Raw genomic sequence first — 13556 nt, forward strand, 5'->3', positions numbered from 1 at the left:
TAAACCAGCGTCCACCGCAACCCGTCCAACGTCCGTGACGACGGCCGACGCCCTCTGAGTGGGACGGGATGGGCAAAACAAATATCCCTGATTTGCCTTCTGGTAAACAGAAATATTTTTTATTTCGGGGCTTGACACGATTTCCGCAAATCGGAAATGATTTGCCCGACGGGCAACAGCCCCCACGGCAAGCGAACACGACGCAGTAAGATCCTAGATCATCCGGTAGCCCCTGTAAGCTACTCCACCGTCGCCCAAATAACCCGTCCCAACGGGGGCAATCCATGCTTCCCTTGCGCGGCGCGATGGATTGTTTCGCGGAGCCTGTCATCGGGCGCGCATTCGCGCGACCCGGTGGCTCGCAATCCGGTGGCTCGCAATGACGAGGAAATGGCTTCGCATCCCGCAGCGCGATGCACCGAGCTGTGAATGGTTTGACCCGCACCTTCCACAAGCCGCGAACTGCCGATACACTGCACCGGCGCTACCGAGAGTGGAAAGGACGTACGATGGCCGATGTCACCGTCAACGCCGGCACCCCGTCAAGCAGCGTCGAACCTAGCCTTCACAGGGTCATGGGCCCCTGGCTGCTCCTCCTGTTTATCGTCGGCGACATTCTCGGAACCGGGATCTATGCGCTGACGGGCCAGGTCGCCAAGCAGGTAGGCGGGGTGGTCTGGCTGCCCTTCGTGGTGGCATTCGTGGTCGCGCTGGTGACCGCGTTCAGCTATCTCGAACTGGTCACGAAATATCCGAAAGCGGCGGGAGCCGCCCTCTATACCCACAAGGCTTTCGGCATCCATTTCATCACGTTCATCGTCGCGTTTGCGGTGATGTGCTCGGGGATCACCTCGGCATCGACGGCTTCCCGGGCGTTCGCTGCGAACATGTCGCATGCGATGGGGCTCGGTCTGACGGGGTTTGGCATCACCGTCACGGGTCTTGCTTTCATGGCGGTCGTTGCAGCGGTCAATTTCCGTGGCGTCGGCGAAAGCGTGAAAGCCAATGTGGTGCTCACCTGCGTCGAGCTGACCGGACTGCTGATCATTATCGTCATCGGCCTTTGGGCCATCGGCCTCGGCCAGGGCGATGTGTCGCGCGTGATGCAGTTTCGCTCAACCCCGGACGGCGGCATGTTCTGGCCGGTGGTCGCAGCGACCACGCTCGCGTTCTTTGCCATGGTGGGCTTTGAGGATTCGGTCAACATGGCCGAGGAATGCAAGGATCCAACCCGCCACTTCCCAAAAGTGCTGCTTGCGGGCCTTGCGATTACCGGTGTCATCTATGTTCTGGTCTCGATTTCCGCGATCACGCTGGTGGCTCCGGAGCAATTGGGCGAAGGCGAGACCCCTCTTCTGCAAGTGGTTCAAAAAGGCGCGCCCGGTTTCCCGCTCTGGATCTTCGGCTTCATCACCATGTTCGCGGTGGCGAACAGCGCGCTCATCAACATGCTGATGGCGAGCCGCCTTGTGTATGGCATGAGCCGCGAGCATGTGCTTCCGCCCACCCTCGGCAAGGTGCACCAGACGCGGCGCACGCCCTATGTCGCGATTGGCTTCACGACGCTCCTGGCATTCGGACTGATCACCTTTGTCGGCGAGGTGCCGGCGCTCGGAGGCACCACGGCGCTGCTTTTGTTGTGCGTGTTCACGGTGGTCAATGTTGCGGTGCTGGTGCTTCGGCGCGACCCTGTCGATCATCAGCATTTCCGCACGCCGACCATTCTGCCGATCCTGGGGGCGGTGTTCTGCGCCTTCCTGACCGGTCCCTGGACCGGCCGTGACCCTGTGCAGTACCGCATCGCCGGCGTTCTGCTCGCGGTCGGCGTCGTTCTCTGGTTCGTCACGGTCATGGTCAACCGCGCGACCGGGGTGAAGCGCGCGGACCCGGATGCGGAAAATCTGGGTCGCGGCGGGCCCGTCAACTAAGCGGCGATCGCCGTTGCGATTTGCGGATCCGGCCGCTGCCGCAGGCCGGAACTGGCCTTGCCGACCACGCCGGGCATTCAGGTTCCAACGCCTGGAAAGAAGGCATTCGCACGCCTACATTGGCGGTGACCAGATCGAAATGAAGGATGACCCGATGTCGGCGGTGCCGGAAGTAAAATCCGCGGACGCAAGCATCCAGGCAACCGTCATCAGCACCATCGTGCTCGGCTTTGCAGCCGACCCGATGACGCGCTGGGTTTGGCCCGACCCGTCCGAATACCTCAAGGTGATGCCGCGATTCGTCAAAGCCTTTGGCGGCCGGGCATTCGAGCATGGCACAGCCGACATCACCGAACACGCTCGCGCCGCCGCCCTGTGGCTACCGCCAGGCGTCGAGCCCGACGACACGGCGATGGGCGCAGTCATGGAGGGCTCCCTGCGCCCGGAGATCGCCGACGATGTTGGCGTGCTGATGAAGGGCATGGCCGAACATCATCCGCATGAGCCGCATTGGTACCTGCCGCTTTTTGCCGCCGATCCGAAATGGATCGGGCAAGGGCTCGGCGCGCTACTGATGAAACACGCGCTTCGACGCTGCGACGAGCAGGGCACCGCCACCTACCTCGAAAGCTCGAACCCGCGCAACATTTCCCTGTACGAACGCCACGGCTTCAAGATCATCGGCAGGATACAAAGCGGCTCGTCTCCCGCATTGACGCCAATGCTGCGGGCGCGGCGCTGAGCCACAGTGCGGATTGGTTCAACGGATCCGCACACACCCTGCAGAGTTCGTGACGTGGATCACACCCTCGGCTGAGCGCCCGTTCTAGCCTCCCCGGCACGGTGGATGAGGCGTCCATCGCTTGAGAGGAGATCAACGGATGCAGAACGATCACGAGTTGAACATCGACGAGCTGTCCGCGGTGTACGGAGGCATGGCTACGTCCAGGGACGGCACGATGCCCTATCCCAAGCCTTCGCCGATGGATCAGCTCATCAAGTGGATTCTCGGCATGTTCAAATGACAACGGTCCGCGGAGCGGACTGAATCAACAGTCCGCCCTGCGGCCCTTGGCCGGCTTCACGGCGTCATTCCGTCGATCGCTGGTTGGGCTGCCGGTTGCGGCGGCCCATTTCCTGTTTCCCCAACAACGCTTTTGCACATTCAGCGCGATAGTGATCACCGCCCCTGTCCACGGTGGCGCGGCAGCGTGCTAGCCTTGCTCCGGTATCGCCGGAAACTGTCGGAGGAAACCCTTGATGGGCAAGCGGATCAGTCGCTGCATCGAACTGTTGGAGCAGGATCAGGCGATCTATTATGACGGCCCGCACAGCGGCCATGTGTTGACCCATGCGCAAGGCCGCATCGATGCCGGGACCTGGGCCGACTACATGAATGTCGGCATGGAGCACGGCGCATTCGATATGACCGGCCTTGCCGAGTACATGCGCGGCATGATCGATGCCGGGCCGACACGTTCGGGGCACCGCACGCCGACTGTCATTGTCGAGGCGCCGGTGAATGGCATCGACGCCGCACATGTGCGTTACAACGCCTGGCAGTTCCGCCAGATCCTCGGCCGCGGCGTGCATGGCATCCTGCTGTGCCAGGCGGAAACCGCCGACGCGGTGCGGGCCTTCGTTGAATCCTGCCGCTATCCGCACAACACTGATGGCGTCGATCCCGAAATCCCCTCGCCGCTGGCACGGATGGCGGGAGCGATACGCGCAAAAGACGGCGGCACCGACGCCGCCGGTCGCAAGCTGCTCGGCATCGGCACACGGGGGCGCGGATCGGAGACAACGGCCGCCCCGGTCTGGGGCCTGACCACCGGAGAATATATGGCGCGCTGCGATCCTTGGCCGCTCAATCCGAAAGGTGAACTGCTGCTGGGCGTGAAGCTGGAAAGCCCCGAGGGCGTCGCCAATTGCGAGGAGATCCTTAGCGTGCCCGGACTGGGATTTGCCGAGATCGGCCCGGGCGACCTCAGTCTTTCGCTCGGCTATCGCGAAATTCCTCGCGAACCCTTTCCGCGGGAAATGCAGGCGGCGCGCGACCGCATTCTGGCGGCCTGCCGCAACAACGGCGTCGCATTCCTGCAAGGCTGCACCGCGGACAACATCACGACACGAATTGACGAAGGCGTGCGCGTGATCGCGGGGCATAGCGAGGCCGCCGCCATCAAGGGCCGGGCACACCAGGGGCGGAGGCTGCCGGTGTAGCCGGAGCGGATTGGGATCACGCCGGAGGGCGGGCTTTCGGCAATGGCCCCATGCGGGCAAGCACCTCGTTCGGCACCCCGTAGAGCTTGATCACGTGGTCGATCTTGTTGAGACCGCAGGCCTCGCGCTGCACGACGAAGAGCCAGAGCGCATACCCCGCCTGTTCGACGAGACCATCGCGGACTTTTCGATCGGGATTCGCCGTCCGCGGACATGCGGCAAGTTCCGTCAGCGCGGCCTCGAGCCGCCGTCCAAGTCGTCCGAGCGCTGACGCCCTTTCCTCGGCGATCTCGTACTGGAGAGTTGCGAATCCGGATTGAAGTAAATTCAACGCCATATCGGCTCGCTCCGAAACATGGCCTGCCAACTATATTTTATTGGCCAGTACCGGCATGTTCAAGACAAGCCCGCCCCTAATCCTCGTTCGCCTTGAACCGGCCCAGCCCCTGCATCACGAACGGCGCTACCAGCGCGATCAGCGCGATGCCGAGCAGCGTCGCCGACATCGGGCTTTGCAGCAGCGCCATGGGATCGCCGAGGCTGATCGACATCGCGCGCCGCAACTGGCTTTCGGCGATCGGCCCTAAGATGAGACCGACCACGACAGGCGCGATCGGAAAATCGAACCGGCGCATCAGGAAGCCCATCACGCCGAAACCCGCCAGCATCGACAGTTCGACCACCGACGGTTTTGCTGCAATGGTGCCGGTGGTCGCAAACACCAGAATGCCGGCGTAAAGCCATGGCTGCGGGATCGCGAGCAGTTTCACCCACAGGCCGACCAGCGGCAGGTTGAGCACCAGCAGCATGACGTTGGCGATGAACAGGCTGGCGATCAGGCCCCACACCAGATCGGGCCGCTCGGCGAACAGCAGCGGTCCCGGGTTCAGGCCGTATTGCTGAAAGCCCGCCAGCATCATCGCGGCGGTAGCCGAGGTCGGAAGCCCCAGCGTCAAGAGCGGCACGAGGGTGCCGGCGGCGGAAGCGTTGTTGGCGGCTTCCGGCCCGGCGACGCCTTCGATCGCGCCCTTGCCGAATTCCTCGGGGTGTTTCGACAGCCTCTTTTCAGTTGAATAAGACAGAAAAGTTGGAATCTCCGCGCCGCCGGCCGGCAGCGCGCCGATCGGAAAACCGAACATGGTGCCGCGCAGCCACGGTTTCCACGACCGTTGCCAGTCCTCTTTGGTCATCCATAGCGAGCCGCGCACCGGCTCGAGCTTTTCTTCGGAGTGATGACGGCGCGAGACGACGTAGAGCGCCTCCCCCACCGCGAACAGGCCGACCGCCAGCGTCGTCACTTCGACACCGTCGAGCAGTTCGGGGATGCCGAAGGCGAGCCGGGGCTGGCCGGTGAGCTTGTCGATGCCGACGAGCCCGAGCGTCAGCCCGATGAACAGGCTGGTCAGTCCGCGGATCGGCGAACTTCCGAAGGTGGCCGACACTGTGACGAAAGCCACGCACATCAACGCAAAATAATCTTCCGGCCCGAAGTGCACCGCAAAGTCGACCAGCCAAGGCGCCAGAAAGGCGAGACCAATGGTGGCGATGGTGCCGGCGACGAACGAGCCGATCGCGGCGGTCGCCAGTGCAGGCCCGCCGCGGCCGGCCTTGGCCATCTTGTTGCCCTCCAGCGCGGTCGCCATCGATGCGCTCTCGCCGGGCGTGTTGATGAGGATGGCGGTGGTGGATCCGCCATACATGCCGCCATAATAGATGCCGGCGAACATGATCAGCGAACCGCCGGGATCGAGCTTGTAGGTCACCGGCAGCAGCAAGGCGACGGTGAGCGCAGGCCCTATGCCGGGCAATACGCCAACCGCGGTGCCGAGCAGCACGCCGATCAACGCATAGAGCATGTTCATGGGCTGGATAGCGACAGCCATGCCGTTAGCGAGTGCGACGAAGGCATCCATCAAAACAGCCTTTCCAGTGGGCCGGCGGGAAGGCTCAACGTCAGCAGGCGACTGAAGGCGACATAGATCAGGGTGGTCATTACGAAGCCGATGGCGAGATCGGTGAGAATGGCGCGCCGCCCGAAGGCCGTCGCCGTGGCGACGAACAATGCCGTGGTCGCCGGGATAAAGCCGCCGCCAAGACCGATGATGGCGATCAGCAGCGCCAACCCGCCGAGAATCAGCCACACCGCTTTGGCATCGGCACTCTCGCGTGCCGGCAGATTGCCGCGCAACGCCTCGACCAGATTGCCTATCGCGAGAATGCCGAGCCCCACGGCGATGACAACAGGCATCACGTGAGGCCCCATGCCGTAGGGATTGTTGGATTGCAGCTGGCTCGCGTCCCACACCAGCACCGCGGCCAGGCCTGCGAGCGCGAGCGCAATGACGACGCCCGCGGAATCGATGCGCCGCTCCGCCGCCCCCTGCGGAAGGTCGCTCATGATTTGACCAGGCCGACCGACTTCAGCACGTCGGTAACGCGCACCGTTTCCTTCTTCAGGAAATCCGCGAACGCGTCGCCGGAAAGATAAGCGTCATCCCAGCCCTTCTGCTTGAGAACCTCTTTCCAGGCGTCGGACTTGACCATCTTCTCCACCGCATCGCTCAGCGTCTTCTTCTGTTCCGCCGTGATGCCGGGAGGCGCCATCACCGCGCGCCAGTTGGCCAGCACCAGATCAATGCCTTGTTCCTTGAAGGTCGGAATATCGCTGCCGGGAATCCGCTTTTCCGAGGTCACGCCGATCGCGCGCAGTTTGCCGGACTTGATCTGACCGTCGTATTCGCTCATTCCCGAAATGCCCGCGGTGACCTTCCCGCCAAGGATGGCCGCCAGCGACTCGCCGCCTCCGGAAAACGGGATGTAGTTGACCTTCTTGGCGTCGGCGCCGACGGCGCCCGCGAACAGTGCCGCCATCACATGGTCGACGCCGCCGGCCGAGCCGCCGGCAAAGGTGACCTTGGCGATATCGGCCTTGAGCGCGGCGGCCAGATCCTGTGCCGTCTTGATCGGCGAATTCGCCGGCACGACGATGACCTGGATTTCCTCGGTGAGGCGCGCAATCGGCGTCACCTGTTCGAGCGTGACCGGCGATTTGTTCATGGCGAGCGCGCCGACCATGACGAAGCCGTTCACCATCATCTGGTTACCGTCGCCCTTGGCGCCGTTGACGAACTGCGCGATGCCGACGCTGCCGCCCGCGCCGGCAACGTTGGTGACCTGGACGCTGCGCGCGATACCGGCCGCGACAAACGCCTGCTGCATCGCCCGGGCGGTCTGATCCCATCCGCCGCCAGGCGCTGCGGGCGCCATCAGCTTGAGTTCGAGCTGCTGCGACAGCGCCGGGCTGCCTGCCGCGAGCGTCAGCGCGACCGCCGCGCCGAACAGGCGCGTATGAAACGGGATCATGGGAGTTCCTCCAGGCTGATGCAGATGACTACGCATTTGCCGCATCGTGTCATTTCGTCGCATATCAGCCGGAAAAGCCGCCGCTGTCCAGACGGACTGTTCGCCGTGGTGATGTTCCGCTGCAAAAACGTGGGGGCGGTATTGCCTGCCGACCCGCCCTGGACGTCCGGCCGCGTTTTCGCCGAAACTTCCGCCGCTCAGTCCGGTTTCCCCGCCGGCATCACGCCGCCGAGCGCCACCGTTAGTTCAGCCGCCACCTCGCGCACGATCTGGCCCAGCGACGGCAGGCGATCGTCGGTGAGACGGCTGGTCATGCCGGACACCGAGATCGCGGCCAGCGGCTCGCTGCAGTCGTTGTAGACCACGGCAGCGATGCAGCGCAGGCCCATGCAGGCTTCCTCGTCGTCGATGGCAAAACCCTGGCGGCGGACTTTTTCGAGCTCCTTGAACAGATCGCTCGGCCGCACGATCGACTTTTCGGTCAGGCGCGGCATGCCGTGATGGCGGATGATCGCGTTGACGTCCTCGTCGGACCAGGTCGCGAGCACGGCCTTGCCGACGCCGGACGCCACCATCGCGACGCGGCCGCCGACTTGTGTCAATGACCGCATGATTTCGCGGCTTTCCATCCGCGTCAGCACGACGATGAACTCGTCATCGACGACGGCCAGATTGGCGGTCTCGCGCGTCAGGTCGCGCAATTTGCGCAAGTAAGGCACGGCCTGCGCGGAGAAATTGCGGCGGCGGGCAAAGGTGGCGCCGACCGTAAAACTGCGCGCGCCGACATGCCATTTCGATTCGGTGCGGTCGAACTGCACGAAGCGCCGGCTTTCCAGCGTCGACAGCAGGCGGTGCACGGTGGAAGTCGACAACCCGGTGCGGATCGCCAGATCGCTCAGGCGATAGCCCTCGTCGTCCTCGGCGAGCATTTCGATGATCGAGAGCGCACGATCGACGGACTGCACGCCGCCGTCTCTCGACTCGGCCTCACTGTCGGGGGCGGATTTCGGCTCGAGTGTTTTGCGCCGGATCACGTTTCGCTTCATCGCGACCTGCATCCATCCGTAACGTCAGACTGCTAGCGCGTCGGTCGGCAACTTCCGTATGCTTCGTTCGTCAAATAGAAATGCCGCTTCGGCGAACCGAAGCGGCATGGATCGTTGACCTCAGAGCAGGCCCGCGCCGCGCGCCCACTTGTACTTGGCGCCCAGTACTTCGACCGGCAGTTCGGTCGAGTAGGCATAGGCCGGGATGCCGTTCTGGTAGAGATATTCGGCGGCCTCCTCGACCTCGACATCGCCGGCGAGCGAGGCGACGATCGGCTTCACAAAGCCCTTGGCCTCCATCTCCTTCTTCACCTCGACCATGTTGCGGGCGAACACCATCGGCGGCGTGACGATGGTGTGCCAGTAGCCGAGGATCAGCGAGTGGATGCGATCGTCCGACAGGCCGAGCTTGACGGTGTTGACGTAGGTGATCGGCGGCTCGCCACCGGTGATATCCACAGGATTTCCGGCCGCGCCAAACGGCGGAATGAATTTCCGGAACGCCGTATCGAGATCCGGCGGCATCGCCATCAGCGACAGGCCATTATCGACACAGGAGTCCGACAGCAGCACGCCGGAGCCACCGGCGCCGGTGATGATCAGGATGTTTTCGCCCTTCGGCGTCGGCAAGACAGGCACGCCGCGCGCGAATTCGAGCAACTGGCGCAGCGAGCGGGCACGGATCACGCCTGATTGCGCGAACACGTCCTCGTAGATCTTGTCGTTGCCGGCGAGCGCGCCGGTGTGCGACGAGGCCGCCTTGGCGCCGGCCGAGGTACGGCCGGCCTTGAGCACCACCACAGGCTTCTTCTTGGAGACGCGCTTGGCGGCTTCCGCGAAGGCGCGGCCGTCTTTCAAATCCTCGCAATGCTGCGCGATGATCGCGGTGTTCGGATCCTGCTCGAAGAAGGCGAGCAGATCGTCCTCGTCGATGTCGGACTTGTTGCCGAGGCCGACGATCGCGGAGACGCCCATCTTGGCCGAGCGCGAAAAGCCGATGATCGCCATGCCGATGCCGCCGGATTGCGACGACAGTGCCGCCGAACCCTTGACGTCATAGGCGGTACAGAACGTGGCGCAGAGATTGGCCGGCGTATAATAGAAGCCGTAGATGTTCGGCCCCATCAGGCGGACGTTGTACTTCTTGCCGATCTCGACGATTTCTTCCTGGAGCTCGGGCGCGCCGGCTTCGGCAAAGCCCGACGGAATCAGCACCGCGCCGGGAATTTTCTTCTCGCCGCATTCGATCAATGCGCCGGCGACGAACTTTGCCGGGATCGCGAACACAGCGGTGTCGATCACGCCGGGAACGTCCTTGACGCTCTTGTAGGCCTTGTAGCCCAGGATCTCGGCGGCCTTGGGATGGATCGGATAGATGTCGCCTTTATAGCCGCCGTTGATCAGGTTCTTCATCACGGAGTTGCCGATCTTGCCGTCCTCGGCGGAGGCGCCGATCACGGCGACCGCCTTTGGCTGCATGATGCGGTTCATCGCGGTGACGATTTCTTCGGTCGGGCGCGGCGCCGGACGCGGCTTGTAGTCGAAGTCGACGACGATACGCACGTCTGCGGCGATCGCGTCGTTCTTGGTGGCGAATACCGGATTGAGATCGAGTTCGACGATTTCGGGGAAGTCGCTGACGAGCTGCGACACTTTTACAATGACGGAGGCCAACGCCTCGCGGTTGACCGGATCGCCGCCGCGCACGCCCTTCAGCATGTCATGGGCCTGGATGCCGTCGAGCATCGACAGCGCGTCGTCCTTGGTGGCTGGCGCCAGGCGGAAAGTGATGTCTTTCAAAACTTCGACCAGCACGCCGCCGAGGCCGAAGGCGACGAGCTTGCCGAACGAGCCGTCGGTGATCGAGCCGACGATGACCTCGGTGCCGCCGGCCAGCATCTGTTGGACCTGGATGCCCTCGATCTTGGCGTCCGCCTTGTACTTCTTTGCGTTGGCGAGAATGGTCTCGTAGTTCTTTTCCGCATCCGCCGCGGTCTTGACGCCGACCATGACGCCGCCGGCCTCGGTCTTGTGGAGAATGTCCGGCGAGACGATCTTCATCACGACCGGGAAGCCCATGTCGGCCGCGAGCTTGGCGGCCTCGGCCGCAGACTTGGCCACGCCCTCCTTCGGAACCGGAATTCCGTAGGCATCGCAGACCAGTTTGCCCTCCGGGGCCGTCAGGCTGGTGCGCTTATCGGCCTTCACCGCATCGAGAACTTTGCGGACCGCATCTTTGGGATTCGACATGGACTTCCTCCTGGGGCATATTTTATGGCATTTGGTATGCCAGCGCGGAGAAAGTCAAGTCACCTGATACCCCGGAAACGCTGAAAATACTGTCAACTTGACATGGTGGTATTTGGTATGCCAAAAATATTAGACGTTATTCCTGTTACAACTGGTCTCCCACCGGAGGAGACGAATCGTGCCCGCACGCAAACAACCCAAGGCCACGCCTGCCATGGCTGATGCAGATATCGCAATCGTTCGGATTGCACCTGAGACGAGCTTCAAGAACAAGGCCTATGAAGCCTTGAAGGAAGCTATTCTCAAGATGGATATCTATGCGACGCCCGAACAGGTGATGCTCGACGAACGCGCGTTGTCCGAACGCCTCGGCGTCAGCCGCACCCCCATTCGCGAAGCCATCGCGATGCTGGAACAGGACGGTTTCGTCAAAACCGTGCCACGCCGCGGCATCGTCGTGGTCCGCCGCACCAAGACCGAGATCGTCGACATGATCCGCGCCTGGGCCGCGCTCGAAAGCATGGCCGCGCGCTTGATCACGACCACCGCGCGCAAGAAGGACATCACGGCGTTGCGCGATTTCTTCAAGGATTTCGGCAAGGACCGCCTGCCGCAGGACCACGTCGAGGAATATTCCAAGGCCAATATCGCCTTCCACCAGGCGCTGATCTCGCTCTCGGAATCGCCGGTGCTGGTCGATATGACCAACGACATCCTGCTGCATGTGCGCGGCTACCGGCAATTGACGATCGGCCGCACCGATCGCACCGCGACCTCGCTGCCCGAGCATCTGGCCATCATCGAAGCGCTGGAAGCGCGCGACACTGAGCTTGCCGAGAAGCGCGCGCGCGATCACACGCTGGGCCTTGCTTCGTATGTCGAAGCGCATGGCCAAGAACTCTTTAGCTAGAGGACTGTTTAGTTAGAGAATTACCTAGTTAGAACGACTTCACAGCAGAAGACGATCAACTCGTCCGAACCACACACGATCAGGGAGAAAGTGGAATGTCCGTAACCGCAGCCAAGAGCATCGATACCAATCAAGCCGAGCGCGAGCTCACCGACGGCTTTAATCTCATGATCGATGCGCTGAAGCTCAACGGCCTTACCACGATCTACGGCGTGCCCGGCATTCCGATCACGGATTTCGGCCGCATGGCGCAGGCCGCGGGCATTCGCGTGATCTCGTTCCGCCACGAACAGAATGCCGGCAACGCGGCCTCGATCGCCGGCTACCTGACCAAGAAGCCCGGCGTCTGCCTCACGGTTTCGGCGCCCGGTTTTCTCAACGGCCTCACGGCCCTCGCCCACGCCACCACCAACTGCTTCCCGATGATCCTGATATCCGGTTCGTCCGAGCGCGAGATCGTCGACCTGCAGCAGGGCGACTATGAAGAGATGGATCAGCTCGCGATCGCAAAGCCGCTGTGCAAGGCCGCCTTCCGCGTGTTGCATGCGCAGGACATCGGCATTGGCCTAGCACGTGCGATCCGCGCCGCGGTCTCGGGCCGTCCCGGCGGTGTCTATCTCGATCTGCCCGCGAAACTGTTCGGCCAGGTGATGGATGCCGAGGCCGGACAGAAGTCTCTGGTGAAGGTGATCGACGCCGCTCCGGCGCAGATCCCCGCCCCGTCAGCGGTGAAACGCGCGCTCGACGTGCTCAAGGGCGCAAAGCGTCCGCTGATCATCCTCGGCAAGGGTGCGGCCTACGCGCAAGCCGATGATGAGATCAAGAGCTTCGTCGAGAAGAGCGGCATTCCGTTCCTGCCCATGAGCATGGCCAAGGGACTGCTGCCCGACACCCATCCGCAGTGCGCGGGCGCTGCGCGCTCGACCGTTCTGAAAGACGCCGACGTCGTGATGCTGATCGGTGCGCGCCTCAACTGGCTGTTGTCGCACGGCAAGGGCAAGTCCTGGGGCGAAGCGCCGAAGAAGTTCATCCAGATCGACATCGAGCCGAAGGAAATGGATTCCAACGTCGAGATCGTCGCTCCCGTGGTCGGCGACATCGGCTCCTGCGTCTCGGCGCTGCTCGAAGGCATGGGCGCGAACTGGGCGGCGGCGCCTTCCGACTGGACCGGCGCGGTGACCAAGAAGCGCGAAGAGAACGTCGCCAAGATGGCGCCGCGGCTGATGAACAACAATTCGCCGATGGATTATCACGGCGCGCTCGGCGTGCTCAGAACCATCATCAAGGAACGGCCCGACGCCATCCTCGTCAACGAAGGCGCCAACACGCTCGATCTCGCCCGCGGCGTCATCGACATGTACCAGCCGCGCAAGCGCATCGACGTCGGCACCTGGGGCGTGATGGGCATCGGGATGGGCTATTGCATCGCCGCCGCGATCGAGACCGGCAAGCCGGTGCTCGCGGTCGAAGGCGACTCGGCGTTCGGTTTCTCCGGCATGGAGGTCGAGACCATCTGCCGCTACAATTTGCCGGTCTGCATCGTGATCTTCAACAATGACGGCATCTATCGCGGCACCGACGTGAACTCGGTTGGTTCGGATCCGGCGCCCACGGTGTTCGTCAAGGGCTCGCGCTACGACAAGATGATGGAAGCGTTCGGCGGCGTCGGCGTCCACGCCACATCCCCGGATGAACTGAAGCGCGCGGTCAACGCCGCGATGGATTCCGGCAAGCCGACGCTGATCAACGCGGTGATCGATCCCGCGGCCGGCTCCGAAAGCGGCCGCATCGGCAACCTCAATCCGCAAAGCGTGCTGAAGAAGAAGTAATCCAATC

The 13556-nt window shown here is 63.0% G+C and carries 12 protein-coding genes; 6 read left to right on the forward strand and 6 right to left on the reverse strand.

What is annotated here, in order from left to right; translation table 11 throughout:
• The first annotated feature begins 509 nt into the window (after positions 1-509).
• The 4 genes from JQ611_RS38640 (at position 510) to JQ611_RS38655 (ending at position 4151) form a co-directional block, all read left to right on the forward strand.
• On the forward strand, positions 510-1928 hold the full coding sequence (locus JQ611_RS38640; RefSeq protein ID WP_249133807.1) for an APC family permease: 1419 nt from the start codon (positions 510-512) through the stop codon (positions 1926-1928).
• Positions 1929-2082: 154 nt separating this feature from the next.
• Entirely contained in the window at positions 2083-2670 is a 588-nt protein-coding gene (locus JQ611_RS38645) for an N-acetyltransferase (RefSeq protein ID WP_212263816.1), read from the forward strand.
• 139 nt (positions 2671-2809) lie between these two features.
• Positions 2810-2953, forward strand: coding sequence for a bacteriocin (locus JQ611_RS38650; RefSeq protein WP_192734361.1), 144 nt, complete (start codon positions 2810-2812; stop codon positions 2951-2953).
• Between the two features lie 235 nt (positions 2954-3188).
• Positions 3189-4151, forward strand: a complete 963-nt coding sequence (locus tag JQ611_RS38655) for an aldolase/citrate lyase family protein (RefSeq protein WP_212468470.1) — start codon at positions 3189-3191, stop codon at positions 4149-4151.
• Positions 4152-4167: 16 nt separating this feature from the next.
• Here the strand turns inward: JQ611_RS38655 and JQ611_RS38660 are convergent, their stop codons facing one another.
• The 6 genes from JQ611_RS38660 to JQ611_RS38685 all read right to left on the reverse strand — a co-directional run bounded on the left by JQ611_RS38660 (position 4168) and on the right by JQ611_RS38685 (position 10810).
• Positions 4168-4488, reverse strand: a complete 321-nt coding sequence (locus JQ611_RS38660) for a DUF6665 family protein (protein ID WP_212468471.1) — start codon at positions 4486-4488, stop codon at positions 4168-4170.
• 76 nt (positions 4489-4564) lie between these two features.
• Positions 4565-6064 (reverse strand): tripartite tricarboxylate transporter permease, encoded by a 1500-nt coding sequence (locus tag JQ611_RS38665; protein ID WP_212035298.1) that lies wholly within the window; start codon positions 6062-6064, stop codon positions 4565-4567.
• Positions 6064-6549 carry a tripartite tricarboxylate transporter TctB family protein gene (locus JQ611_RS38670; RefSeq protein WP_212002229.1) on the reverse strand — a complete coding sequence of 162 codons (486 nt, stop codon included), beginning with the start codon at positions 6547-6549 and terminating at the stop codon, positions 6064-6066. The genes JQ611_RS38665 and JQ611_RS38670 overlap by 1 nt, the downstream gene beginning before the upstream one ends.
• Positions 6546-7514: a tripartite tricarboxylate transporter substrate binding protein gene (locus tag JQ611_RS38675; RefSeq protein ID WP_212468472.1), complete on the reverse strand. Its 969-nt coding sequence runs from the start codon at positions 7512-7514 to the stop codon at positions 6546-6548. The genes JQ611_RS38670 and JQ611_RS38675 overlap by 4 nt, the downstream gene beginning before the upstream one ends.
• A 197-nt stretch (positions 7515-7711) precedes the next feature.
• Entirely contained in the window at positions 7712-8560 is an 849-nt protein-coding gene (locus JQ611_RS38680) for an IclR family transcriptional regulator (RefSeq protein WP_212468473.1), read from the reverse strand.
• 120 nt (positions 8561-8680) lie between these two features.
• Positions 8681-10810 carry an acetate--CoA ligase family protein gene (locus tag JQ611_RS38685; protein ID WP_212468475.1) on the reverse strand — a complete coding sequence of 710 codons (2130 nt, stop codon included), beginning with the start codon at positions 10808-10810 and terminating at the stop codon, positions 8681-8683.
• A gap of 214 nt (positions 10811-11024) precedes the next feature.
• Between JQ611_RS38685 and JQ611_RS38690 the strand changes: the two genes are divergently transcribed.
• Both JQ611_RS38690 and oxc read left to right on the forward strand, forming a co-directional pair.
• Positions 11025-11720, forward strand: a complete 696-nt coding sequence (locus tag JQ611_RS38690) for a GntR family transcriptional regulator (protein WP_192734726.1) — start codon at positions 11025-11027, stop codon at positions 11718-11720.
• Between the two features lie 95 nt (positions 11721-11815).
• Complete coding sequence (gene oxc / locus JQ611_RS38695) at positions 11816-13549, forward strand: oxalyl-CoA decarboxylase (RefSeq protein ID WP_212205590.1); 1734 nt, start codon at positions 11816-11818, stop codon at positions 13547-13549.
• Positions 13550-13556: the final 7 nt, after the last annotated feature.

Source organism: Bradyrhizobium sp. AUGA SZCCT0182 (assembly GCF_018130185.1).
GTDB lineage: Bacteria > Pseudomonadota > Alphaproteobacteria > Rhizobiales > Xanthobacteraceae > Bradyrhizobium.